This is a genomic window from Gammaproteobacteria bacterium (assembly GCA_011682695.1).
Taxonomy (GTDB): domain Bacteria; phylum Actinomycetota; class Acidimicrobiia; order Spongiisociales; family UBA4744; genus BMS3Bbin01.
The window spans coordinates 1-24,249 of the sequence record JAACED010000037.1 but is presented as its reverse complement, the minus strand read 5'-3'; the positions used below and the strand labels follow the sequence as shown (position 1 = coordinate 24,249).

Below are 24,249 nucleotides of genomic sequence, written 5' to 3'. Positions count from 1 at the left end.
TCGCCGGCCTGCAAGGTTCGGTCGGCATCGGGCACACCAGGTACTCGACGACCGGTTCCAGTACGTGGGACAACGCACAGCCTTCGTTCCGGGGGCTCGGTGAGCGCAGCATCGCACTCGGGCACAACGGCAATCTCATCAATACGGTCGAGCTCGCCGCCCGGCTGGGGTCTGCGCCGGGGTCGACCGATTCGGAGCTGATGACGGAAGCCATCGCACAGAAGATCCTCCGGGACCCGGGAGTGTCGCTCGCCGATGCGATCGCCGAAGCGATGCCGGAGTTCGAGGGTGCCTATACGCTCGTGGTGATGGACGAGACCACCGTCGCAGCGGCGCGCGATCCCCACGGGTTCCGTCCGCTCTCGCTCGGCCGGCTGCCGACCGGGGGCCACGTCGTCGCATCCGAGACCGCTGCGCTCGACATCGTTGGTGCCGACTTCGTGCGCGACGTCGAACCAGGGGAGATCGTCGTGCTCACCGACGCCGGAGTCGAGTCGCGTTTTCCCATGGAACCAGCCGATTCGCGCCTGTGTGTGTTCGAGTACGTGTACTTCGCCCGTCCGGACAGCGTCGTCGCCGGTCAGAACGTACACGGTGCACGGGTGGCGATGGGTATCCGACTCGCCGAGGAGAGCCCCGCGGAGGCCGACGTCGTAGTGCCGATCCCCGAATCCGGTATCCCGGCCGCACAGGGGTTTGCCGCGGCATCCGGGATTCCGTACCGCGATGGACTCGTGAAGAACCGGTACGTGGGACGCACGTTCATCGAACCGGAGCAGATCGTGCGCGACCGGGGAATCCGGATGAAACTCAACCCGATTCGTGAGACGCTGGACGGCCGCCGGGTGATTCTCGTCGACGACTCGATCGTTCGCGGTTCCACGACACGCAAACTCGTCGAGTTGGTTCGCGGCGCCGGGGCGACGGAGGTGCATTTGCGGGTTTCCTCTCCGCCGTACCGGTGGCCGTGTTACTACGGGATGGATACGTCGGATCGTTCGAGCCTGCTTGCCGCGCACCGGTCCGAAGAGGAGATAGGGGACTTCCTCGAGGTCGACTCGCTCGGATACCTGAGCCTCGACGGACTCCTCGATTCGCTGCCGCATGCCAACCAGTCGTTCTGCACGGCGTGTCTGTCCGGTGACTATCCGACCGCGATCGGAAACCACAAGTTCGTTCGGGAGGAGACATGAGCTCATATGCCGATGCCGGTGTAGATGTGACTGCCGGTGATCGTTTCACCGCGACGATCGCAGAGTGTGTCCGCGCCACATGGGGTGCCAACGTCGTCGGCAGGTTCGGGAGCTTCGCCGCCGGGGTGACGATTCCTTCAGGCTACGACGAGCCGGTCATCATGATGACGACCGACGGTGTCGGCACGAAGGCCGAACTCGCCCGGACTCTGGGGAGGTTCGACGGGATCGGCGCGGACCTCGTCGCGATGTGTGTCGACGACCTCGCAGCGCTCGGAGCGGCTCCGCTCGGCTTCACCGATTACCTGGCCGTCGGTGCGCTCGATCCCGAGCGCGACGAGGCAATCGTCGCTTCGGTCGCGGCAGCCTGTAGCGAGGCCGGATGTGCCCTGTTGGGCGGTGAGACGGCCATTCATCCCGGTGTTCTGGAGCCTGCACAGTTCGATGTGGCGGGAGCGGCGATCGGCGTGGTCGAACGGTCGGCGATCCCCGACCCGGCGTCTATCGCCGCCGGGGATGCGGTCATCGGCGTAGCGAGTCCCAACGTGCGATCGAACGGATTCTCGTTGGTGCGCACGATCTTCGACGCAGAGGACTTTGCGTCCCCTGTTCCTGGAACGAACCAGACCGTGGGTAACGCGTTGCTGGAGCCGTCGGTGCTCTACGTGCCGGCCGTGCTCGCCGTTGCCGACCGGGTCGACGTGCACGGGTTCGTCCATGTCACCGGTGGGGGTATCCCGGGGAATCTTCCCCGGGCGCTTCCCGAAGGTCTGGGTGCAACGATCGACACGACCGCCTGGGAGGTTCCCCCGATTTTCGACCTGATCGCCCAGCGCGGAGGAGTGGAGCCGTCCGAGATGCTCCGCACGTTCAACATGGGTGTCGGGTTCATACTCATCGTCGATCCGGCCCGACGAGAAGAGGTCATCACCGTGCTGGCCGACCATGATCGGCCGGCGTCCGTGATCGGTGAGATCGTGCCGGGCGACGGGGTTGTCTTGAGCTCGTGACTCGGCAGAACGCCGCATAGGTCGGTGGCCAAGGCACCGGGAACCTACGTTTCGAGGGCGAGACCCTCCACGATCTGGGCTTGGCGCAACCGAGTGAACACCTCAGGGGAGGTCTTGATCTTCGCCGAGCGGCTTCCCGCGCCAAAGATGGCCCAGTCGAGATCCATGGTCCGAGTGTCGACGAAGAGCGGCATCGTCTCCGGCAGCGCAAACGGCGTCACGCCTCCGATCAGCATTCCCGTCAGCTCTTTCGTCGTTTCGGCAGGAGCGAAGCTGAGCTTCTTCACGCCGAGCAACTCTCGCACCTTGTGATTGACGTCGAGCCGGGTCGTGGCGAGAACGACACAGGCAGCGTGGACTCCCGCCGGTTTGCGGGATGCGACGACGATGGTGTTGGCGGCTTTCTCGGGCGGGTAGCCATAGTGTGCGCAGAAGTCGGCGGTGTCGGCAAGGTCGGGGTCACAGTCGATCACCTCGTAGTCGATGCCGAGCTCGTCGAGGTGAGTGACGACCGTTTGGACGATCGGGTCGAACATGGCCATATCGTACAGCGGAGGGTGCAGCCGACAGCGACCGGCCAACGGCGAGAGATGCGATGCCCGCCCCGCGATTCTGCATTGCTCCGAAGTTGCGGTACGAAGTGCGGCGCTAATGCCGGAAGTGTCTCCGGCCGGTGAACATCAATACCATCCTGTGCTCGTCGGCCGCATCGATGACTTCCTGATCGTTCACCGAGCCGCCGGTTTCCACGAGAGCGACGACCCCGGCGTCCGCGAGCGTGTCGAGACCGTCCCGGAACGGGATGAGCGCTTCGCTGGCGGCGACGGCGCCTTCGAGTCGATCACCGGCCTGATCGACCGCTCGTTTGGCGGCCCCGACGCGGCTCTGGTCGCCGACGCCGATGCCGACGGCTGCGCGATCTTGCACGATGACAATGCTGTTCGACTTGCAGTGCGCTCCGACCGTCCATGCGAGCTGAAGTTGAGTGATCTGCTCGGAGGTGGGCTTCGCTTCGGAGACCGTCGTCCACTCACCGATCTCCTGGCGGTCCGCCTCTTGAACGAGCGCCCCGCCACCGATCATTCTCACGTCGAGCACTGGTTGCTCGGGAGGACGGGCGATGAGGACACGCAGGTTCTTCTTCTTGGCGAGGATTGCCGCAGCATCATCGGTAATGGCCGGGCAGATGATGACTTCGAGGAACATCTTGGCCATTTCCGATGCTGTGTCCGCGTCGAGGGCCTCGTTGACCGCCACGACACCGCCGAACGCCGAGAGCGGATCGCAATCTCTTGCGGCGACAAACGCCTCGTGGACAGAGGAGCGTTGTGCGACACCGCACGGGTTCAGATGTTTGACCACCACGCATCCTGGATGGCCGATCCGGTTCGCGAGGCGCCATGTCGATTCTGCGTCTGCGTAGTTGTTGAACGACAGGTCCTTGCCTTGGAGCTGGCGAGCGTCGAAAACCCAGCCGTCTGCTCCTGCCTGTCGGTACAGTGCGGCCTGCTGGTGGGGGTTCTCGCCATACCGGAGGCCTTTCACACGGTCGAGGGCGATGAGCAGATGCTCGCCCATGCCCTCTCCGGTCAGCCACGCGTGAATGAGCGCGTCGTACCTGCCGGTGTGGGCGAAGGCCCCCGTGGCCAGGCGGCGCCGATCGGCGCGTGTGGTGCCGCCTTGCTTCAGAGAGTCGATGATGAACCCGTAGTCGGACGGGTCCGTGACGACAGCGACGCGGCCGTGGTTCTTCGCCGCGGCGCGAATCATCGCCGGTCCCCCGATGTCGATGTTCTCGATGATCTCGTGCTCGCCCTTGCCGGATGCCACGGTTTCGGCGAACGGATACAGGTTGGCGACGAGCAGATCGATCGGCATGATGCCGCCGGCTTCGAGGTCGCGCACATGGTCGGGGTTGTCCGTGTCCGCGAGCAGCGCGCCGTGGATCTTCGGATGCAGCGTCTTGACTCGTCCATCGAGCATCTCCGGCGATCCGGTCAACTCAGAAACCGCAATGGCGGCAACGCCGAGTTCGATCAGCGCTTTGCGGGTGCCTCCGGAGGCGACGACCTGCACCCCCGCATCGGCGAGGGCGGGACCCAGCCGGTCGAGACCCGTCTTGTCCGAGACCGAGATCAGGGCTCTGCGGATGGGAATACGTTCGGTCATGACCAAGCCACCTCGTTGTTATTGACACTGATACGGCCGGCAGCCAGCGCGTCAACGACTGCCGGATAGAGCTCGTGCTGGATCTGGATTCTCGCGTGGAGACTCGCCACGTCGTCTCCGGGCAGGACCGGCACCGTGCGCTGGGCGATGATCGGACCGGCGTCGACATCCTCGACGACGAAATGGACGGTCACGCCGGTCGTGTCGACTCCCGCCGCGAGTGCTGTCTCTACTGCATGGGCGCCGGGAAACGCTGGGAGCAGGGAGGGGTGGATGTTGACGATGCGGTTTGGGAAGCGGCTGATGGCAATCGGCGCCAGGACCCGCATGAACCCGGCGAGAACCACCCACTCACAGTCGTACTCGTCGATGGCGTCGCATACCGCAGTCGTGAACGACTGCCGATTCGGGTAGTCGTTCCAAGGCAGCAGCACCGTTGGGACGTCATGCTCATCGGCCCATCGGAGCCCTTGCGCCTTTCGGTCTGCGATGACAACTGCAACGCGGTATGCGCTGGTGTGCTGGTCTTCGAGGAGTTTCTGCAGGTTCGATCCGCTACCTGAGATCAGCACGGCGATGGGCACGGACGGCACGGACGGCAGTTTAGGAGCCCGCCGAGCGATGCATGGCACGCGTTCCCCCCTGCCGCAGCAGCCAAGGCCACTGCGGTACTCTCTCTCCAACGCTCGCTTCGCTCGCTGGGGAGACCAATGAACGCACCACCGGCTACGTTCTCGAATTCGCCGGCGCCGCACCGGTCGGCATGGAGCCTGCGGCCTCGCGTTTGGAGCGCCCGGTCACTGATCGACGCACCCGTATTGCTCGGTAGACTCCCGGGCGGGAAAGCTCCCATCCGGCATGGGTGACGCTTGACCGCCTCCCGGCTGTGTGCTGCTGGGCGACAACGGAAAGCGAGACAGGGAAGTTTCCCCGACATGGCTCCAAGGTGGTTGCTATCGTCGTCGCATCCTCGGTGGGAAGGAAGGAATAAGGTTGCTTGAGGTCGCCAACTTGGAGGTTGTCTACCACGACGTGATCCTGGTCGTGCGTGGGATCTCGTTCACCGTTCCCGAAGGCAAGATCGTTGCGCTTCTGGGGGCGAACGGCGCAGGCAAGACAACCGTGCTGCGAGCCATTTCCGGGCTGCTCGATGTGTATGACGGCGACATCACGAAGGGCGAGATTACGGTCGACGGTGATCCGATTCATCGGGCGGAGGCTCCGAGCATCGTGCGCAGAGGTGTGACCCAGGTGATGGAGGGTCGTCGGATCTTTGCCGAGTTCACGGTCGAAGAGAACTTGCGTGTCGGAGGGCATACGTCGCGGGGCAAGCTCGAAGAGCGCATGGATCGCGTCTTCGCCCTGTTCCCACTGCTCAAGGAGCGGCGCAAACTCGTCGCAGGGTACCTCTCCGGTGGAGAGCAGCAGATGTTGGCGATGGGAAGGGCTTTGATCTCCGATCCGAAGTACCTCCTGCTCGACGAACCGAGCCTCGGCCTGGCTCCGCTCCTCGTGCAGCAGGTCCGGGACCTCATCGTCGAGATCAACCGCCAGGGGACGGGGATCCTGCTCGTGGAGCAGAACGCGGCGATGGCATTGGCGATCGCGGACCACGGCTACATCATGGAGACGGGGAAGATCGTGATGGACAAGCCCGCGTCGGAGTTGATGCAAGACCAGGACGTCCAGGAGTTCTACCTGGGGCTTCACGGCTCAGGAGGAGAGCATAAGTCGTTTCGCGACGTCAAGCATTACAAGCGGAGGAAGCGGTGGCTGTCATGACCGAGCGACTTCTCGAAGCTACGGACCTGCAGCTCAGTTTCGCCGGGATCAAGGCGCTGGACGGTGTCGGGTTCTCCGTCGACGCCGGCGAGTTGTTCGCCATCATCGGTCCGAACGGGGCCGGCAAGACTTCCATCTTCAACTGTCTCAACGGCGTGTACCGGCCGCAGCAGGGGTCCATACGACTGCGTGGCACGGAACTGATCGGCTTGCGACCACACCGCATCGCTGACCTCGGGATTGCCCGCACGTTCCAGAACATCGAGCTGTTCGAAAACCTCACGGTTCTCGAGAACATCCTGCTCGGAAGGCATCTCCACGTTCGCTATGGGACTCTGTCCGCGATGATGTGGATTGGAAAGGCGCAACGTCAGGAGATGCTGCATCGCAAACGCGCCGAAGAGATCATCGACTTCCTCGAGATCGAAGCACACCGCAGGAGCCTCGTCGGGATGCTTCCTTACGGCGTGCAGAAGCGGGTGGAGCTCGGGCGTGCGCTGGCGATGGACCCCGCGTTGCTGCTTCTCGACGAACCGGCCGCGGGGATGAACCTCGAAGAGACCGAAGATATGGCGCGGTTCATCCTCGATATCAAGGAGGAGTTGGGGATCGCGATGATCCTTGTCGAGCATGACATGGGTCTCGTGATGGATATCGCAGACCGAATCATGGTGCTCGACTTTGGGAGGAAGATCGCCGAGGGAACGCCGGCCGAGGTTCAGCGCGATCCCGAGGTGATCAGGGCGTATCTCGGTGAGGAATTCGAGCGAGGCGATCTGAAGTCGACCGAAGCGCATCTGACCGGGAGTGGCACATGACGGCCAGTGTCCCCGAGATGCTGCGCGAAGCTGCAGTCGCCGTACCGGACAAGGTGGCCCTGCGGGAAAAGGAACTCGGGATCTGGCAGGAGACGACCTATGCCGGTTACTGGGATCTCGTTTCGACGGTCGGCATGGCGCTGTGGGCGCTTGGTGTGCGGTCCGGTGACAAGGTCGCGATCCACTCCGAGAACCGTATCGCGTGGGTCGTCACCGATCTTGCCGCACAAGGTATCCAGGCGGTGTCGGTCGGCCTGTATCCGACGAACCCCGCGTCTGAGGTCGAGTACCTGCTGGCCCACTCGGAAGCCAAGGTGCTGATCGCCGAGGACCAGGAACAGGTGGATAAGGCGCTCGAAGTGAGGGACAGGCTGCCGAACCTCGAACGGATCGTGTATGTCGAACCGAGAGGCGTGAGCACATATGACGATCCGATCCTTCTGTCGTGGGAGGACTTCTTGGCGCTGGGGCGCAAGCAGCGAGAAGAGATGCCGGAGCTCTTCGATGAGCTGGTTGACAGCATCGACTCGCACGCCACTGCAACGATCGTGTACACGTCGGGCACAACGGGACCGCCCAAGGGGGCGATGCTGTCGCACGAGAATCTTCTCTGGACTGCCGGGCAGGCGGGACAGATCATCTCGGGAGACCGGCCCGAGAAAAACGCGGAGTTTCTCTCCTACCTGCCGCTGTGCCATGTGTTCGGACGGCTCTACGACATTCTCGGAGCGCTCGCGATGCAGGCGACGGTCAACTTCGCCGAGTCGATCGAGACCCTCGTGAACGACCTGGCAGAGGTCCAGCCGACTTACTTCCCGGCACCGCCGCGCATTTGGGAGAAGATGAAGGCAGCCGCCGAGATCAGGATTGCGGACGCGAGCTTCCTCAAGCGGACCCTGTACGGGGTGTTCATGAAGGCAGGGCTTCGCAACGTCGATCGTGTCATGGAGAAAGGTTCCCGGGGGGTCGTCGGCACGCTGACGCAGGGTCTGGGATGGCTGTTCGTGTTTCGAGCTCTCCGCAAGAAACTGGGGATGGGCAAGTGCCGGCAGGCGATCAGTGGAGCTGCACCGATCGCGCCGGAGCTGCTGCAGTTCTTCATGGCACTCGGTGTACCGATCTTCGAAGGGTGGGGGATGACCGAGACGACGGCATTGGGCACTGTCAACCCTCTCGGCGATGTGAAGCTCGGCACGATCGGGACGGCGCTCGATGGAGTCGAACTCAGACTGGGTGACGACGGTGAGATCCTCATCCGTCACGGCGGAGTCTTCCAGGGCTATTTCAAGAATCCCGACGCGACCAAAGCCTCATTGGAGGACGGATGGCTCCACACCGGGGACGTCGGGGAGTGGGTCGGCGACCACATGCGGATCATCGACCGCAAGAAAGACATCATCATCACTGCCGGTGGCAAGAATATCTCTCCGTCGGAGATCGAGAACAAGCTCAAGGTCTCGCCGTATGTCAAAGAGGCGATGGTGATCGGCGACAAGCGGAAGTTCATCAGCGCCCTCGTCGGCATCGAGTTCGACACGGTCGCCAACTGGGCCCAGCGCAAGGGCATCACGTTTACGACCTATCGGGACCTGTCGGAGAAGCCTGAGGTGATCGAGCTGATCCGGAGGGAAGTCGACCGCGTGAACCGCGACTTCTCCCGGGTAGAGCAGATCAAGAAGTTCCGCCTGATCCCCAAAGAGCTCGACCACGATCAGGGTGAGCTGACCGCGACGCTGAAGGTCAAACGCAAGGTGGTCGAGGGGCTGTTCGAGGACCTGATCGAGGAGATGTACGCGTGACCCAGTTCCTGCAAGCAACCGTGGCCGGGCTTTCCCTCGCCTCGATCTATGCCCTGCTCGCGCTCGGGTTCGTCATCATCTTCAAGTCCACACAGGTGCTCAGCTTTGCTCACCCCGCCCTGATGGTCTTCGGTGCGTACTTCGTGTCGTACTTCGCTCTCACCGTGGGCGTCAACTTCTGGCTTGCCCTGGCGGTCGGGATTCTTCTCACAGCGTTGCTCGGAGCCGTGATCGAGCGAGTCGCGCTGCGACCCCTCGTCGGCAAACCACTCTTCTCACTCGCGATTCTGACCATCGGCCTCGATATCGCCATTCGCGTCGTGGTCAACGATCTCATCGGCGTGAACCTGCGTGGTGTCGGCGACCCGTGGGGCTTCAACAGCATACGGATGGGTGGCGTGGTGATCGAGACTCGGGTGATCGCCATGTTCGTCGCCGCCGTGATCGTCGCCGTGGCGCTCCTCGCCTTCTTTAAGTATTCGAGGGTTGGCCTGGCCATGCGTGCGACGGCCGCAGATCAAGAGGTGGCTCTTGCCCAGGGAATCAACGTGCATCAGATCTTCGCGTTGGCCTGGATACTCGGAGGTGCGCTCGCCGCGCTCGCCGGCATGTTCGCCGCTTCGGGGCCTGCCGGACTGAGTCAGAACAACTGGGTCGTTGCCCTGAAGGCGCTCCCCGCGATCGTTGTCGGAGGTCTCGACTCGGTCCACGGGGCCATTATCGGGGCACTCATCATTGGGCTGGCCGAGGGGTACAGCGCCACCTACCAAGCCCAGTACCTCCCGTGGTTGGGAAGCAACTTCAGCCAGGTGGTCCCGTATCTCGTGATGCTCGTCGTGCTGCTGATCAAACCGTACGGGTTGTTCGGTACCGAGGAGGTGGAGCGGGTATGAGGGGACGACCGAACCTCTACAGCTCCTATCGCTCCGACGGGGCGATCCTGTCGACCACCACACAGAAGGTTGCGCTTGCCGCGGGTGTGGGTGCGATCCTCGTCCTGCCGTTCCTCGGCCTTTCCCGGACGTGGCTGATCCTTTTGGCGACCACCTTCGTCGCGTCGATCGGTGCAATCGGACTCAATCTCGTGACCGGCTACGCGGGACAGATCTCGCTCGGTCATGCGTTCTTTCTCGGTGTCGGAGCGTACGTGGGTGCTGCTCTCTCCGGCGATCCGAGCGGGAGTGTGATCGGGCTCGGTCTCGACATGCTCATCTGGTTGCCGGCGGCCGGTATCGTCGCAGCTGCGGCAGGCGTGCTGGTGGCGCCGGTTGCGTTGCGTCTCAAGGGTCTCTACCTCGCCCTCGTGACTTTGGGACTCGTCTTTCTCGGCGAGCACATTTTCAGGAACTGGGATTCGCTGACCGGGGGGAGCGGGATCGGTCGGAAACCGGCAGTCCTGCGATTGCTCGGGTGGAGGTTCGATGAACCGGGCGCAATCGGGGGGATCTCGCTATCGCGAGAACAGCAGATCTACTTCTTCACGTTCATCCTGTTCGTCGTGTTGGCCTTCGCTGCGAAGAACCTCGCCCGGTCCAGGGTCGGCAGGGCATTCTCTGCCATTCGGGATCGCGACATAGCCGCGGAAGTCATGGGAGTGGATCTGACCAAGTACAAGGTGCTGGCGTTCGCGGTCTCTTCTTTCTATGCGGGAGTGGCCGGATCGCTCTACTTCACGGTGACCGGCTTCGTCGAGCCTGCGAGTTTCAACCTGCTCCTGTCTATCCTGTTCATCGCGATGGTGGTTATCGGGGGAGCGTCCTCGATCGCAGGCTCGATCATGGGTGCTGCGTTCGTCACGTTGCTGCCCCAGATCATCAGCTCTGCATCGGGTTGGATTCCGTTCATCGGAGATGGCGCAGGAGGTGTGCTCAGCCCGGCGCAGCTGGAACGGATACTCTTTGGAGGGTTGATCGTGTTCTTTCTGATCTTTGAGCCGCTTGGTTTGTACGGCGTATGGATCAGGGTCCGCAACTACTGGAAAGCATGGCCGTTCTCATACTGAGAGGCCTCAGTCACAAGGCAAGACAAGGCAAGATACGGGAGGAGAACCATGAGACGATGGACTAAGTCGGTGATCGTGATCGCAGTGTTCGCGCTCGTCGCCGTTGCGTGTTCGCAGGGCGAGAGCGCCACGACGACCACGGCAGCACCGGCCACGACGGCAGCACCGGCCACGACGGCAGCACCGGCCACGACGGCAGCACCGGGGACGACTGCAGCAGCGGAGCCCGAGGTGAAGTTCGACATAGGCGTGACCGCGGAGCCATGCGAAGGTGGCAACCCCGATCGCGGCTGCATCTACCTGGGTATCATCGATGACGAAACGGGTCCGTTTGCGGCAACCGCGCCGGCACTCGTTGGTGGCCAGAAAGCTTTCTGGGCAACGGTGAACGCCACCGGTGGAATCGGTGGAGCCTTTGACGTTGTCATTCCTGATGATCTCGTGAAGGACGGCCAGTACAAGCCGGACGTCACGGTTCAGCAGTACACGCAGATCGCCGACTCGATCGCTGCGCTCGCCATGCTCCTCGGGACTCCGCAGGGTATCGCCACGCTCGATTCGATGAAGGCCGACAACACCATTGCCGCGCCGATGACGTGGTGGTCGGGTTGGGACTTCGACAGTACCGACCAGGGACTCGTTCTCGAGTTCGGGACCAACTACTGCTTCGAGGCCATGAACGCCGTGGACTGGGCCGTCCAGGCAGTACCCGCAGCCGGTCGTCCAGCGGTCGCCAATGTGGGAATCCTCAAGTTCCCCGGTGACTACGGCGACGACTACGCAGCCGGTGTAGCCAAGGCTGCAGAGGCGGATGGCCTGAACGTGGCATGGGAAGAGATGATCATCCCGGCGTCTGCGGGCGGTGATCCGACCCAGGCAGAAGCAGTCGCAAAGATTGCCGCTGATCCGGTCGATGTCGTGTTCGTCGTCTCCGGACCGAGCGAACTCGCACCGATCGTCGGTGGTGCGGCTCAGGTGCTTGGCGAGAACGTGCCGATCTTCATCGGTGCGTCTCCAACATGGAACCCGGGTCTGCTCCAGACGGCTGCAGGTCCCGCGTTCGAATTGGGGATCTACTACCAGTCCGCATTCATCGGACCGTGGGGATATGAGTCGGTCGGCCATGAGAAAATGCGTACGGCACTCGGTGATGTGCCGGGCAACTTCTTCTTCGTGGCAGGCTGGGCATCTCAGTATGCGCTCAAGGCAGCATTCGAAGCCGCCTACGCGGCCGGCGATCTGACCAAGGCTGGGATCTACGCCGCGGCGCAGAACCTCACCGACGTCGATTACGAAGGCATGATGCCGACTCGCTCGTTCGCGGGCGCTCCGAATGACGTGTTCCCGCGTGAATCGTTGATCTCACGCGTTGATACGTCTGCGGTGGACGGTGTCAGCGTGGTCCAGGACTTTTTCGTGGGCCCGAACGCAGCCGCGTACGACTTCACCGAACCCTGCGCACTGCCGTAAGGCAGAACGCACTAATCGAGGGGCGGCCCCGTTGGGCCGCCCCTCTGCCGTGTGCTGCCTTCCCGGCCGGGGAGCGAGCCGGTCCCACCCTCAGGGGGAACCGTGAGGAGAACCCGATGGCGAGGCTCCTGCGCCCGGCGCAGCCGGAGTCCTCGACGCTGATGACCGGTTCCCGATGTGTCCGGCCGTCTCCCTGGTCGACAGCGCATTGTTCAGCCGACCTCGCGTCGCCAAGACGTGGTCCCTGCGCTACAGGCGGGGGAGCGGCATCAACCCGGCGAGTAGGGCTTTGATCGCGTCGCCGATGAGGAACGGGAAGAAGCCCAATGCCAGGGCGTGGCCGAGGCCGACCCCGAGAGCGCTCGCCAGCCACGCGACGCCGAAGACGTAGATGACGACGGTTCCGGCGAGCGCGGTTGGGATGCCAGAGAGGCGCCCCGGGAACTTCGAGCGTAACCAGCCCGTGATCGCAGCCGCAGCGATGAATCCGACGAGATACCCGAGTGTCGGACCTGTGACATACGACCAGCCTCCCTGCCCACCCTGGAAGACCGGCAATCCGACGACTCCTGCAGCGACGTACAGCGCCTGACTGGCAGCTCCTGCTTGCGAGCCGAGGGCCAGTCCAGCGAGCAGTACGGCGAAGGTTTGGCCTGTAATCGGCACCGGCGTGAACCAGAGAGGCACCCGCACTTGGGCGAGAACGGCGGTGAGCGCGGCGAAGACAACGACGAGTGCCACCGTCAGCGCTCGGCTTCGTGGCAGGATGCGGGCAGATACGAGGGTCGACAAGGTCCGGTCTCCTAGGTTGGTGGCGGCTCGTCCGACCCTATGCATGGAGCGGAGGTTACGAACGATGAAGCTTCGGGTGACGCTGGCGGGAATAGTGATCATCGTTGCCGCGTGCACTCCGGCGGAAGTCAACACGACTGTAACCTCGTCGACTCTCCCGCCGTCGTCCACGACGACAACCACGGCGCCCGCCTTCCTGACCGGTGTGGGGGTCGGCGATGGCACGATTCACCTCGCTGCCTTCCTGCCGCTGAGCGGTTCCCTCGCCGGAATCGGAGAGTCGATCCTCGAAGGACACAGGGCGTACTGGCAGTACGTCAACAGTGATCTGGGCGGTGTCGCCGGACGGTTCATCATCGCACTCGACGAGGTCGACACCGCGTACGATCCGGTCCTCGCCGCCGCCGAACTCGCGACACGCGAAGACTCGATCCTCGGGATCTCCGCCATGCTCGGCAGTCCCGTCACGCGGGCGCTCCTGGAGGCGGACTCGACCATGCCGATCATGGTCGGCTCCCAGGCGGTCCCGTGGGCCAAACACCACAACGCGGTGTACGACCTCGCCATGCCCACCTATCGGGATCAGGTCTCCGTCCTTTGGAATCTCGCAGTCGACGCTGCCGGTGACCCGGCAGACGTGGGGTTCGTGGCGGTGGCCGGCCTCTACGGCGACGACTGTCTCGCAGGCACGGTCACGCAGCCACAGATCATCTCGCGCTACCCGGCCGGAACAACCGACTTCGAGGATGTCGTGAGAGATCTCGATGGTGCGAAAGCGCTGGTGTCGTGTGTCACGAGCGCCGACCTCGTGCGCATCATCGCGACGGAGAACTTGCTCGGTATCGCACCTCCCATCTACGCGACAGGCCTGTCGTATGACCCCACGGTCCTCGATGCGCTCGAGGAGGTGCCGGAGGATCTGTGGGTCGCCGGTGCTCTCCCCGCCTATGAGGACGACACGCCGGGGATGAAGCTGTTCCGTACGGTGACCGACGGACTCGACGACGTGAACGCCTGGACGTTCCTCGGGTACACGCAGGCCGCGACGTTTCACCTGCTGCTCGAACAGGCCGTCGACCACGGCACGTTGAACCGTTCGGGTGTGCTGGCTGCCCGGGGTCATGTCGGCGATGTCGACTTTGGGTACGGGTGGGGGCCGGCCGGCTTCGACGTCGACGGGATCCTCCCGGTGGTTCCCGTCGTGATCTCGGTCCCCGACCCGGACGCGGCCTTCGGCCTTCGCGTTCTCGACCAGTAGGTTCATCGGTCCCGTCGTCCGGCTTCGGCTCCAGTTTCGGCAGGCTTTTGCCGATAGGCCGGTATGCAGGCTGTCATCCTCGCTCTGGTACTGGCGTTGGCAACGCCCAGCTTCAGCCCTGCGATCGCCGAAGTGCCTGTGAGAGCCCGCGTCGACGCCGTCACTCAACAGCTCGGGGTCATCACCGGACGCCTTGAAATCCCGGCGATCAATCTCGACGAGGTGATCCGCGATGGTGTCGACCTGTCGGTCATCGACCGCGGCGTGGCGCACTGGTCCGGTACAGCGGATCCCGGCGGAGCCGGGAACATGGTGCTCGCCGGGCACCGAACGATCCACTCGGCACCGTTCCTCGATCTGGACAAGCTCGAACCCGGAGACGAGATCTACGTCACGGGTATCGGAGGACTGGTCGCTACCTACCGGGTCGTCGAGACACTGATCGTCACGCCGGCCGACATGTGGATCGTCGACCCGACCGACACGCCGATGCTGACGTTATTCGCCTGTCACCCCAAGCGATCGGCCCGTCAACGTATCGTCGTGCGAGCCGAGCTGGTCGATGCTCCGGTGGTGCAGTTTCCCTGATGCGGTACTTCGTAGTTCGTAGTTCGTAGTTCGTAGTTGAGGCGGTGTCGTTTTGCTGGGAACGCCTCAACGGCAGCTGGCTCCCGGCTGGCAGTACTATTCCTTTCCCATGATCGACTACCCGCAGCAGAGAGCACTCCGGTGGCCGTACGCCGCCGTCGGGGCGTTGATGGGTCTGCTGATCCTTTCGGTTGTTGCCTGGAACGTGTCGTTGCCCTATGTCGCGTGGTCGCCGGGACCGGTGCCCGAGGTCGTCAGCCTCATCACGGTCGAAGGAGCCCAGACGTATCCGGTGCGAGGCAACCTGTACATGCTCACGGTGTCCCAGCAGGACATCAACGCGTACGAGCTGCTCGCCGCGTGGGCGGATCCGACGGTCGATGTGGTCGACCGTGCCGCGGTTCGTCCGGTCGGTCAGTCGCCGGAGGAGTACCAGCGGGTGGCGCAGCATGACATGCTCGAATCCAAGAACACGGCGATCCTCGTGGCACTCAACCATCTCGGCTACGACGTCACCTACAAGGGGGATGGTGTCGAAGTGGCGACGATCCTGGAGGGAACTCCTGCCGACGGCGCCCTTGAAGTCGGTGATGTGATCAGGGCAATCGACGGCAAACCGGTCGAACTCGCCAGAGACGCCGTGACGCTGATCACTGCACACGCGATCGGCGACACGATCACCCTCACCGTCGAACGCGACGGCCAGACGATCGATGTGCCGATCACGCTGGTGGAGCACACGCAGGAGAAAGGACGACCGATGGTCGGGTTTGGGGCTGTGACCCACAACCTGACCTACGACTTCCCGATAGAGGTCGACATCGACTCGACCAACATCGGTGGGCCTTCTGCGGGAATGATGTACACGCTGGCAGTTCTGGATGTGCTGACCCCCGAGGACATCACGGAAGGGCACCGGATCGCCGGAACAGGGACGATCGCGTCCGACGGGACCGTTGGGCCGATCGGCGGGATCCGTCAGAAGGTCGAAGGGGCCGAGGCTGCCGGAGCAGAGTACATCCTCGTTCCGGAGGCCAACTACGAAGAGGCGATGACGGCACCCGTGACAGGAGTCGAAATCGTTCCGGTGAAGACCATCGACGACGCGCTTGCGTTCCTGTCGAGCCTTCCGGACGCCTAAAGCCCAGATCCGGAGATCGGGCACGGTATCGTTGGCATCATGGCTGGTTCGCTGCGCCCGGAAGACGTCACTGCCAAGTCGTTCAAGTCCGGATGGCGGGGCTACGACACCGGTGCGGTCGACGCGTTTCTCCGTGAGGTGTTTGCGACTCTGACCTCTCTCCAGAGCGAAAATGAGCAGCTTCGTGACCGGCTCCACAAACTTGGCGACCGTGACCTTCATGCAGAGTTCGATCAGGTGTCCGCCGAGGTCGGCGAGCTGCTTCAGAGTGCCAGGGAAACCGCCGAAGGGATGCGATTCAGAGCTTCGGTCGACGCAGAGGAGATCCTGGGCGAGGCTCGTGACGACGCGGTCAGGGTCCGCCAGGACGCATGGAATGAAGGCACGGCACTGCTCGAAGACAGCCAAGAGGAAGCCGACGCGCTCATCGACAGGGCCAAGCGAGACTCCCTTGCGATCATCAGCGATGCCGAGCGCGATGCGTACCGAATCGCCTCCAAGGCGCGCAAGGATGCCGACGAGACCATCCGAAGGGCCAAACTGCAAGCCGACCAGCTCATCGTCGATGCTCGTTCGCGCTGCGAGGAGCTGACCCGCGAAGGCGAATCCGAGATGGCCGCGGCCCGTGAGAGGGTTACGGTCCTCATGCAGCGTCGAGACGAGCTGCTCGTAGAGATCAGATCAGTGCAGGCCAAGATCGACGAGCTTCGCGCTGAACTCGAGGAACGGCGGGCCGAAATCGGAAAAGCCCGAGCCGCAGATACCTCCACCGTCAAGGTGCTGCCCGGCCCTATCGGTGGCGGAGACGCAGAGACGTCACGGACTTCCGAGGTCCGGCGCGGAGACACGGAGACCTCACGAACTCCCGAGGTCTGGCACGAAGGCGAGGAGACGGTTCGCATCGTTCGGCCGCCGAAACGCTTGAAAACACCGACTGAAGAGATCGATGCGGAGGCGATGGCGGCGGAGGTGCGAAAGCTCCGCCAACCACCCAAACCGAAACAGCCGGAACCGATCGCCGAGACCGCCGAAACTGTCGAGACCGCCGAGGCCGAACCAACTCCTGAAGTGCCGGAGGCGCCAGAGGCGATCGAGGCCAAGCCGGTCGGCGATTACACCGCCGGTGTGTCGGCTGGGATCGACGAGTTGTTTGCCAAGCTTCGTTCGGAGTCGGAGACCGCACCCAAGGCCGGCCAGGCGTCGCAAGAGGCCCCGGTCCGCCAGGAGCCGGAGGAGCATGTCGCTCAACCTGAACAGAAGGCATCCACGGTTCCCGCCGCCGATCCGTTCGAAGTGCGGGACCGGCTTCTCCTGCCTATCACCAACAAGACCCTGCGGACGTTGAAGCGAAGCCTCACGGAAGCACAGAACATCGCCCTCGATGAGCTGCGGGTTCAAGAGACCGTGTGGAAACCGGACGTCGACTCGCTTGAGGTGAGGGTTGCCGGTGACCTCGAGGAACTGCTGCGCCGTGCCGTGTCGGCGGGGTGGTCCGGAGCCGAACAGCTGCTCGATCGCGAGTTCGAAGAAGGCGACGTGCAGATCGAGAACTCCGTGGGGCGCGACTTTGCGACAGCGATCATCGATGGTGTTCGCGACGCCGTCGACGGAGCCGGCGAGGGCCCGCGCCGCCGTGCCGCCGCGATCTCCAGGGTCTATCGGGCGTGGCGGGTCGATGCGGCCGAACGACAGGTGCGATCGCTCGCCATCGGCGCCTATCACGACGGGTTGATCGGAGCGTTCGAGCAGGCCGGAGTGTGGCAAGTGCAATGGATGGTGGCGGGTCGGGGATGTGTGACGTGCAGGACACTTGCCGAGGCCGGTCCGGTCGATCCGGGAGCAGTGTTCGCATCGGGTATGAAACGCCCGCCGGCGCACGAGTCGTGCGAATGCACCCTCGTTCCGGTGTGACCTGTTCTCCAGGTAGAGTGGAAGGTACATGATTCAGCGAGACCCCGCCCCGCGCCGTAATCGGCGAGGGCTAACCTTCTTTATTTTCGTCGCGTTCATCCTGCTTCTGGCATTGCGGGGCGTAGCGACGTTCTGGACCGATCTGTTGTGGTTCCGATCGGTGGGCCTCAGCTCGGTGTGGGGGACGCTCGTTTTGTTCAAGGTGATCCCCGCGGTCATCGGATCGGTGATTGCGTTCCTGTTGCTCTGGGCGAACGTGCTCATCGCCGACCGCCTCTCACCCCGGTTCCGGCTTTTCGACATGGCTCCCGAAGAGGAGTTCGTCGAGCGTATGCAGGAGTGGATCGAACCGCGGATTCGCAAAGTGCGGTTGTGGGCCTCGGCCGTGTTCGGCGTGCTCGTCGGCGTGAGTGCCGCCGGCTGGTGGGACGATATCTTGCGCTATCTCAACCGCAGCTCCTTCGGGCACGTGGATCCGATCCTCGGCAAAGACGTCTCGTTCTATGTGTTTCAACTGCCGCTGTACCGGGACCTGTTCGGTTGGGTTTTTCAGTTGGTGCTGCTCACGACATTGCTCGTTGGAGCGATGCATTACCTCAACGGTGGCATCCGGCTGCTCCCCGGCAGGGCGCCGCGGGTATCCGCTGGTGTTCGGGCGCATCTGTCCGTGCTGCTGGCGGTCATCGCGATCCTCAAGGCGATCGGATACCGGCTCGATACCTACCAGTTGATGTACTCGCCCCGGGGGATCGTCTACGGGGCCAGCTTCACCGACGTCAAGGCGCAACTGCCCGCTTTGACGCTGCTTTCTCTCATTTCGCTCTTTGCCGCCGGTCTCCTGCTGTGGAACATTCGCAGTCGTGGCTGGACGCTGCCTGCGGTGGCCGTCGGAGGCTGGCTGGTGATGTCGATCATCATCGGAGGAATCATCCCGGCGGCGGTGCAGCGATTCCGGGTGGAACCCGCGGAGCAGATACTCGAAAAGCCGTACATCGAGAACGGCATCATGTTCACGAGGCAGGCCTACGGGCTGGACGACGTGGAGGTACGTCAGTTCGCCGCGTCACCGAATCTGACACTCGACGATATCGAGAACAACCGGCCGACCGTCGACAACATCAAGTTGTGGGACCCGGCGGTGCTCACCGACACGTACACCCAGTTGCAGGAGATCAGGACCTACTACGGGCTCAACGATGTGGATGTCGATCGGTACATGCTCGACGGTGCGCTTACGCAAACAATGATCGCCGGACGAGAACTCGATGAGGGTGCCGATGTCATCTCCGGGTGGGTGAACGAACATCTCGTCTACACCCACGGATTCGGCGCGGTTCTGAGTCCCGCCAACACGGTTGACGAGCAGGGCCAGCCGGTGTTCCTCGTCCAGGACGTTCCGCCTGTGGCGAGCGACGCGAGTCTCAATATCACCCAGCCGCGGATCTATTTCGGAGACACCTACTCGGATCGGTTCGTCATCGTCGGGACCAAACAGAAAGAAGTCGACTTCCCGTTGACCCAGGAAGGCGAATCTGTCGCCCGCAATACATATGACGGGTCCGGCGGCGTACCGATCGGCGGCATGCTCGCCCGCGCTGCGTTTGCGCTGCGCTACTCGGATCTGAACACGCTGATCTCGAATCAGCTCACTGCAGACTCGAAGACGCTGATGATTCGCAACGTCTCGGCTCGTCTGCGCACCGCCGCACCGTTCCTGCGAGTGGACTCGGACCCATACCTGGTCGATGTCGACGGACGACTCATCTGGGTTGTCGACATGTACACGGTGTCGGATGCGTACCCCTACGCACAGCCGGCGTCGATCAACCGGCTCGGCATCGGCGCGGGGACCCTGCCGAACCGGTTCAACTACGTGCGCAATACGGTGAAGGCGACGGTGGATGCGTACGACGGCACGATGCGGCTCTACGTCGTCGACGACAGCGACCCGATCATCCGTGCCTATCGAGCGGCGTTCCCGGATCTGTTCTCCGACGGGTCCGAGATACCGGCAGATCTCGTGGCGCATCTGCGCTATCCGGAGGATCTGTTCCGCGTGCAGAGCGACATGTACCTGCGGTTCCACATGACCGAACCCGACGTCTTCTACAACAGTGAGGACGAGTGGGAAGAACCGCTCGACCCATCCAACGCAGGGAACCAGGATCAGCTTCGCGGCGAGTTCCTCGATCCGACGTTCGCCAGGCCGATGCTGCCGTACTACCTGCTGATGCGTCTTCCCGAAGAACAACGGCTCTCCTATCTCATCCTGCAACCGTTCCTGCCGGTCGAGCGCCCAAACATGGCGTCGTTCCTCATCGCGAAGTCCGGTCCAGAGGACTACGGGAAACTGATCGACTACCGCCTGCCCCGCACTGGCTTTGTCGACGGGCCAAACCAGGTCGCCGCCCGCATCGATCAGAACCCGCAGGTGTCTCAGCAGATCACGCTGTGGAACCAGCAGGGATCGAAAGTGATTCGGGGCGATCTGCTCGTGGTGCCGATCGAGTCGTCACTGCTGTACATTCAGCCGATCTATCTGCAGGCGGCGAAGGTGCCGCTGCCACAGTTCAAGCGGGTCGTTGCCGTGTTCAACGAAGAAGTCGTGATGCGAGAGACCCTTGCCGAAGCATTGCAGGACGTTTTTGCAGGCACCGCGCCGACCACTCCCACGGAACCGACTGCCGATCAGACGGCGCCTGACCTGCTCGATCAGGCGGCCGAGGCGTTCACCCAGGCGGAGACCGCGCTACGGGCGGGGGATCTGGGGACGTATCAGGCCAAGATCGAAGAGGCCAGGACGCTCATCGAGCAGGCGAGGAAGATCCTCGGCGGCTGACCCTCCTGCCAATCCGTTCTCGTGACAGTTCGGATTAACCGTACGAGGCGTCACGAGAGCGGGTGGATGCTCACTCTTGCGCCAACACGACGGCGTACGCGGCCAACTCGGCGAGTTCGAGCCTGTCATACGCCTCATCGATGTCCGACCCGATGGCGACCGCACCATGCCCGTACAGCAGCACGATGGTCGCTCCGTCGGCAACGGCTGCACCGACGGCTCGACCGAGTTCTTCGCTGCCGCTGGGAGCAAAGTCGACGGTGGCGAAGGAGCCAACGGCTTCGGTGACCTCAGGGAGCCGTGCGGTGAGGTCGAGTCCGCGCAGCCCCGCCGCGATGAGGGCCGGTGCGTGGGCGTGAAGAACGGCTCCGACATCCGGACTCGCGAGATATGCGGAGCGATGGAGGGGGAGTTCGGTGCTGGCCCGAGCCGGGGTCTCGTCCGAGTCGAGTCGAATGGCGACGAGGTCGGTCGGGTGGAGGGTGTCCTTGCGGGCGCCGCGCGGGGTGATGAGGATCGTGTCGCCGATGCGCGCCGACAAGTTGCCGGCGCGTCCGGCGATCAGACCGGTATCGTGCATGCTCTTGCCGATGCGACAGATCCCGGAGCGGATGTCATACCTCATGGGAGGGTCTGCTCGTAGGGTGGGGTGGCGATGCCCATCTCGGTGACGATCCCGGTGATCAATGCGGCGGGAGTGACGTCGAATGCCGGATTCCAGACGTCGACGGTCTCAGGGGCGGTGAGAGTCCCGAACCCACGGCGGATTTCGTCGGGGGAGCGCTGTTCGATGGGGATGTCCTTACCGGTCGGCGTGGCGGCGTCGATCGTGGAGGTGGGTGCGAAGGAGTAGAAGGGGATGCCGTGGTCGCGGGCGAGGACGGCGAGCGCGTACGTGCCGATCTTGTTGGCTACGTCACCGTTTGCGGCGATCCGGTCAGCGCCGACGAAAACAACATCGGGGGGTTGGCGACTGAACAGAGCGCCGGCCATCGAGTCGGTGATAACGGTGACGTCGATGCCCGCTTGGTCGAGTTCCCATGCGGTGAGGCGGCTGCCCTGGAGGAGCGGTCGGGTCTCGTCGGCGTAGACGTGGATGGCCCAGCCACGTTCATGGGCGAGGTAGATGGGGGCGAGGGCGGTGCCGATCCCGCCGGTGGCGAGCGCCCCGGTGTTGCAGTGCGTGTGCACGGTGGCGCCATCGCGCAGGAGCGTGAGGCCGTGCTCGCCGATGCGTTGGCACATGGAGCGGTCTTCGTTGTGGATGGCGATGGCCTCGTCGGTGAGAGCTCGGGCAAGGTCGTCGGGCCGGCGGGAGGCGACGGATCGCATACGGTCGATCGCCCAGATGAGGTTGACGGCAGTGGGGCGGGTGACGGCGAGGCGGTCGGCCCATTCGTGGACGGCGCCGGCGAGATCGGCCCGTTCGAGGTGGCCGGCGGCCTGGTTGGCCAGGGCTGCGATGCCCATGGCGGCGGCGATGCCGATCAGCGGTGCGCCCCGCACACGAAGCGAGACGATCGCTTCTGCGATTTGCTCGACGGTCTCGAGCCGCAGCTCCCGTCGCTCCTGGGGCAGCAGGGTCTGATCGAGGACGATCAGGGCCGTGCGGCCCTCGGCCCAGCGGATGGTGGTGATGGGTTGGTGTGTCACGGTTGCGACCCTAGTAGGTGCCTGGTGCGCCTTTGCGGTTGCCCCGGCGGGCGCGTACACTCACCGCTGCGACGCGGGGTGGAGCAGTCTGGTAGCTCGTCGGGCTCATAACCCGAAGGTCGCGGGTTCAAATCCCGCCCCCGCTACTACCGAAAACCCTTGTGCTACAAGGGTTTTCGGCGTTTCTAGGATCCGCCAGATCGCCTGCGATACAGCTCCATCGCGCGTCCATCGCGCGGGAGGCACGGTTTCTCGCGAGCGAACGGGGTTCAGGATCCGTCCTGATTCCCCCGTCGTGGTCGAATGTGGGAGGCGAGCGAGCCGGATTCGTCGCCCTCGGGAGCTACCGTGTCTTGTCAGAGAGTTGATTGCTCGAAGCGAGACACAGAGGAGCACGGTGGTGAGTCTTTCCGAATGGGTAACCGCAGGGGTGGCCCTCGCCGCGCTCGTTCTTGGTGTCGTCAACTTCATTGTTGAGCGGAACCGAGCGGAGGATGCCACTGTACGCGAGAGGGAGCGTGACGCGTTCGAGCAGCGCACCACCGAGGAGGCTGTGGAGATCCAGCGGAGCCTGTTCGAGATCGAAGAGCGGAGGCACGAGTGGGAGCGGGAACAGCGGGCCGCCGAAGCCGTGGCAAGCCTGCGCGCCGATGAGACGGCGCGAACTGCTGCGATGAAGGTTCGCTTTGCCTATCGGGATTCGGCGAGGACCTGGGCGCGGATCCTCGCCACGAACTACGGGCCAGCTGACGCGTCTGACGTTGCTCTTGATGTCTACGCCCGGCAGGATGGCAAGACGGTCGAGGTGGAACCGGTCGGAGGTACGGACTACCGAACCGCCGATCGGCTCCAACCCAACGAGAGTGTCCACGTTGGAGTCGCTTTCACATTCGGATCTCCGCAGCCCGAGGACCTCCGCTATCGGCTCTCATGGGTCGATGGTCGGGGCGAACAGACCGACGAAGGCCAAGTACCGATCGAATAGTCATGGCCAAACTCGTCACATTGATAGCCCAACTCGATGATCCCTCCCACGGGGGAACGGCAACACCGCCGCCCCCTGGCTTTGCTGTTCGCCCCTCGAACGCTGCTGATCTCCAACAACTGGGGATGCTGTATTTCGAGGCCTATGAACCGGGAGTCGCCTGCGACTCCCTCCAGGAAGCCACAGACGACATCAAGGCCTCATTCGAGGGGGAGTACGGTGAGTACTGGTACGAAGCATCGCCGATAGCGGAGGTAGATGGGCGCGTCGTCTCGGCGGTGATGGTGGTGCGCACAGCCCCTTGGGACGATACTCCCGACTGCCCGTTCATCATTGAGCTGTTCACCGCCCGGGATTATCGACGACTGGGCCTCGCTCGGCTCCTGATGCGGCATTGCTTCGCCGTCGTCCGCGGGAACGGCGAAATCGCAGTTGCTCTTCGTGTTGCCGGGGACAACACGCCAGCGCGTGCGCTCTACGAGTCGCTCGGTTTCACCAACTGGGATCCGCTTTCGTGAAGCAGACCGCCGCGACGATGATATTGGAGTAGGTCGGCTCTGTGATCGATCATCGTGTTGTCGCAGGTCTGTTCCGGTCCGGACACAGGATCCTTCTTTGTCATCGCCGGTGGGATCGGTGTTGGTATCCCGACGTGTGGGACCTCCCCGGCGGCCACGTCCGCGACGGCGAGGACCCCCGGCAGGCGCTCGTGCGCGAGCTGGGAGAGGAACTGGGTGTCCGGGTGGATCCACCGACGGACGCAGCTCTTGCGGTGATTCGAGACACGGATGCTGGTTTTGAGATGTCGATCTGGCTCGTCAACGTGTGGGAGGGAGAGA

Annotated in this window: 22 protein-coding genes and 1 tRNA gene; 17 read left to right on the top strand and 6 right to left on the bottom strand. The window is 63.5% G+C overall.

Annotated features, from left to right (window positions below):
• Together purF and GWP04_08420 are read left to right on the top strand one after the other, a co-directional pair.
• On the top strand, nt 1-1,193 hold a 1,193-nt coding region (purF, locus tag GWP04_08425), incomplete at its 5' end, for an amidophosphoribosyltransferase (protein NIA25583.1).
• A complete protein-coding gene (locus GWP04_08420) occupies nt 1,190-2,203 on the top strand; it encodes a phosphoribosylformylglycinamidine cyclo-ligase (GenBank protein NIA25582.1) in 1,014 nt (337 codons plus the stop codon). The genes purF and GWP04_08420, both read left to right, overlap by 4 nt.
• A 44-nt stretch (nt 2,204-2,247) precedes the next feature.
• On the opposite strand, the gene GWP04_08415 is transcribed toward GWP04_08420, so the two are convergent.
• The 3 genes from GWP04_08415 to GWP04_08405 all read right to left on the bottom strand — a co-directional run bounded on the left by GWP04_08415 (nt 2,248) and on the right by GWP04_08405 (nt 4,965).
• Nucleotides 2,248-2,739, bottom strand: a complete 492-nt coding sequence (locus GWP04_08415; protein ID NIA25581.1) for a hypothetical protein — start codon at nt 2,737-2,739, stop codon at nt 2,248-2,250.
• A 112-nt stretch (nt 2,740-2,851) separates the two neighbouring features.
• Nucleotides 2,852-4,372: a bifunctional phosphoribosylaminoimidazolecarboxamide formyltransferase/IMP cyclohydrolase gene (gene purH, locus GWP04_08410; protein ID NIA25580.1), complete on the bottom strand. Its 1,521-nt coding sequence runs from the start codon at nt 4,370-4,372 to the stop codon at nt 2,852-2,854.
• A complete protein-coding gene (locus GWP04_08405; GenBank protein ID NIA25579.1) occupies nt 4,369-4,965 on the bottom strand; it encodes a phosphoribosylglycinamide formyltransferase in 597 nt (198 codons plus the stop codon). Before GWP04_08405 ends, purH begins: the two co-directional genes overlap by 4 nt.
• 400 nt (nt 4,966-5,365) lie before the next feature.
• Between GWP04_08405 and GWP04_08400 the strand changes: the two genes are divergently transcribed.
• From GWP04_08400 to GWP04_08375, 6 genes are read left to right on the top strand one after another with little or no spacing between them, the layout of a single operon-like run.
• Nucleotides 5,366-6,154: an ATP-binding cassette domain-containing protein gene (locus GWP04_08400; protein NIA25578.1), complete on the top strand. Its 789-nt coding sequence runs from the start codon at nt 5,366-5,368 to the stop codon at nt 6,152-6,154.
• On the top strand, nt 6,151-6,972 hold the full coding sequence (locus tag GWP04_08395) for an ATP-binding cassette domain-containing protein (protein NIA25577.1): 822 nt from the start codon (nt 6,151-6,153) through the stop codon (nt 6,970-6,972). The genes GWP04_08400 and GWP04_08395 overlap by 4 nt, the downstream gene beginning before the upstream one ends.
• Nucleotides 6,969-8,771: an AMP-binding protein gene (locus GWP04_08390; GenBank protein ID NIA25576.1), complete on the top strand. Its 1,803-nt coding sequence runs from the start codon at nt 6,969-6,971 to the stop codon at nt 8,769-8,771. The genes GWP04_08395 and GWP04_08390 overlap by 4 nt, the downstream gene beginning before the upstream one ends.
• Nucleotides 8,768-9,664: a branched-chain amino acid ABC transporter permease gene (locus GWP04_08385; GenBank protein NIA25575.1), complete on the top strand. Its 897-nt coding sequence runs from the start codon at nt 8,768-8,770 to the stop codon at nt 9,662-9,664. The genes GWP04_08390 and GWP04_08385 overlap by 4 nt, the downstream gene beginning before the upstream one ends.
• A complete protein-coding gene (locus tag GWP04_08380; protein ID NIA25574.1) occupies nt 9,661-10,773 on the top strand; it encodes a branched-chain amino acid ABC transporter permease in 1,113 nt (370 codons plus the stop codon). The genes GWP04_08385 and GWP04_08380 overlap by 4 nt, the downstream gene beginning before the upstream one ends.
• A 48-nt stretch (nt 10,774-10,821) precedes the next feature.
• The gene (locus tag GWP04_08375; GenBank protein ID NIA25573.1) at nt 10,822-12,243 is read left to right on the top strand and encodes an ABC transporter substrate-binding protein; all 1,422 of its coding nucleotides are present in this window, start codon (nt 10,822-10,824) and stop codon (nt 12,241-12,243) included.
• Nucleotides 12,244-12,492: 249 nt separating this feature from the next.
• Here GWP04_08375 and GWP04_08370 read toward each other — a convergent pair whose 3' ends face one another.
• Nucleotides 12,493-13,080, bottom strand: a complete 588-nt coding sequence (locus tag GWP04_08370) for a biotin transporter BioY (protein NIA25572.1) — start codon at nt 13,078-13,080, stop codon at nt 12,493-12,495.
• A 19-nt stretch (nt 13,081-13,099) separates the two neighbouring features.
• Between GWP04_08370 and GWP04_08365 the strand changes: the two genes are divergently transcribed.
• The 5 genes from GWP04_08365 to GWP04_08345 all read left to right on the top strand — a co-directional run bounded on the left by GWP04_08365 (nt 13,100) and on the right by GWP04_08345 (nt 20,772).
• Nucleotides 13,100-14,293, top strand: a complete 1,194-nt coding sequence (locus tag GWP04_08365) for an ABC transporter substrate-binding protein (GenBank protein NIA25571.1) — start codon at nt 13,100-13,102, stop codon at nt 14,291-14,293.
• 63 nt (nt 14,294-14,356) lie between these two features.
• Nucleotides 14,357-14,881 (top strand): sortase, encoded by a 525-nt coding sequence (locus tag GWP04_08360; protein NIA25570.1) that lies wholly within the window; start codon nt 14,357-14,359, stop codon nt 14,879-14,881.
• Between the two features lie 109 nt (nt 14,882-14,990).
• Nucleotides 14,991-16,022 (top strand): PDZ domain-containing protein, encoded by a 1,032-nt coding sequence (locus tag GWP04_08355; protein NIA25569.1) that lies wholly within the window; start codon nt 14,991-14,993, stop codon nt 16,020-16,022.
• A 39-nt stretch (nt 16,023-16,061) separates the two neighbouring features.
• Nucleotides 16,062-17,933, top strand: a complete 1,872-nt coding sequence (locus GWP04_08350; GenBank protein ID NIA25568.1) for a DivIVA domain-containing protein — start codon at nt 16,062-16,064, stop codon at nt 17,931-17,933.
• A 28-nt stretch (nt 17,934-17,961) separates the two neighbouring features.
• Nucleotides 17,962-20,772 (top strand): UPF0182 family protein, encoded by a 2,811-nt coding sequence (locus GWP04_08345; GenBank protein ID NIA25567.1) that lies wholly within the window; start codon nt 17,962-17,964, stop codon nt 20,770-20,772.
• A gap of 70 nt (nt 20,773-20,842) precedes the next feature.
• Here GWP04_08345 and GWP04_08340 read toward each other — a convergent pair whose 3' ends face one another.
• Together GWP04_08340 and mtnA are read right to left on the bottom strand one after the other, a co-directional pair.
• The gene (locus tag GWP04_08340; protein ID NIA25566.1) at nt 20,843-21,397 is read right to left on the bottom strand and encodes a hypothetical protein; all 555 of its coding nucleotides are present in this window, start codon (nt 21,395-21,397) and stop codon (nt 20,843-20,845) included.
• Nucleotides 21,394-22,410 (bottom strand): S-methyl-5-thioribose-1-phosphate isomerase, encoded by a 1,017-nt coding sequence (gene mtnA, locus GWP04_08335; protein NIA25565.1) that lies wholly within the window; start codon nt 22,408-22,410, stop codon nt 21,394-21,396. The genes GWP04_08340 and mtnA overlap by 4 nt, the downstream gene beginning before the upstream one ends.
• Before the next feature lie 87 nt (nt 22,411-22,497).
• On the opposite strand from mtnA, the gene GWP04_08330 reads away from it, so the two are divergent.
• The 4 genes from GWP04_08330 to GWP04_08315 form a co-directional block, all read left to right on the top strand.
• Nucleotides 22,498-22,571, top strand: a tRNA-Met gene (locus GWP04_08330).
• A gap of 254 nt (nt 22,572-22,825) precedes the next feature.
• Nucleotides 22,826-23,410 carry a hypothetical protein gene (locus GWP04_08325; GenBank protein ID NIA25564.1) on the top strand — a complete coding sequence of 195 codons (585 nt, stop codon included), beginning with the start codon at nt 22,826-22,828 and terminating at the stop codon, nt 23,408-23,410.
• 2 nt (nt 23,411-23,412) lie between these two features.
• Complete coding sequence (locus GWP04_08320; GenBank protein NIA25563.1) at nt 23,413-23,928, top strand: GNAT family N-acetyltransferase; 516 nt, start codon at nt 23,413-23,415, stop codon at nt 23,926-23,928.
• Between the two features lie 41 nt (nt 23,929-23,969).
• A partial coding sequence (locus tag GWP04_08315; GenBank protein NIA25562.1) for an NUDIX domain-containing protein occupies nt 23,970-24,249 on the top strand: 280 nt, incomplete at its 3' end.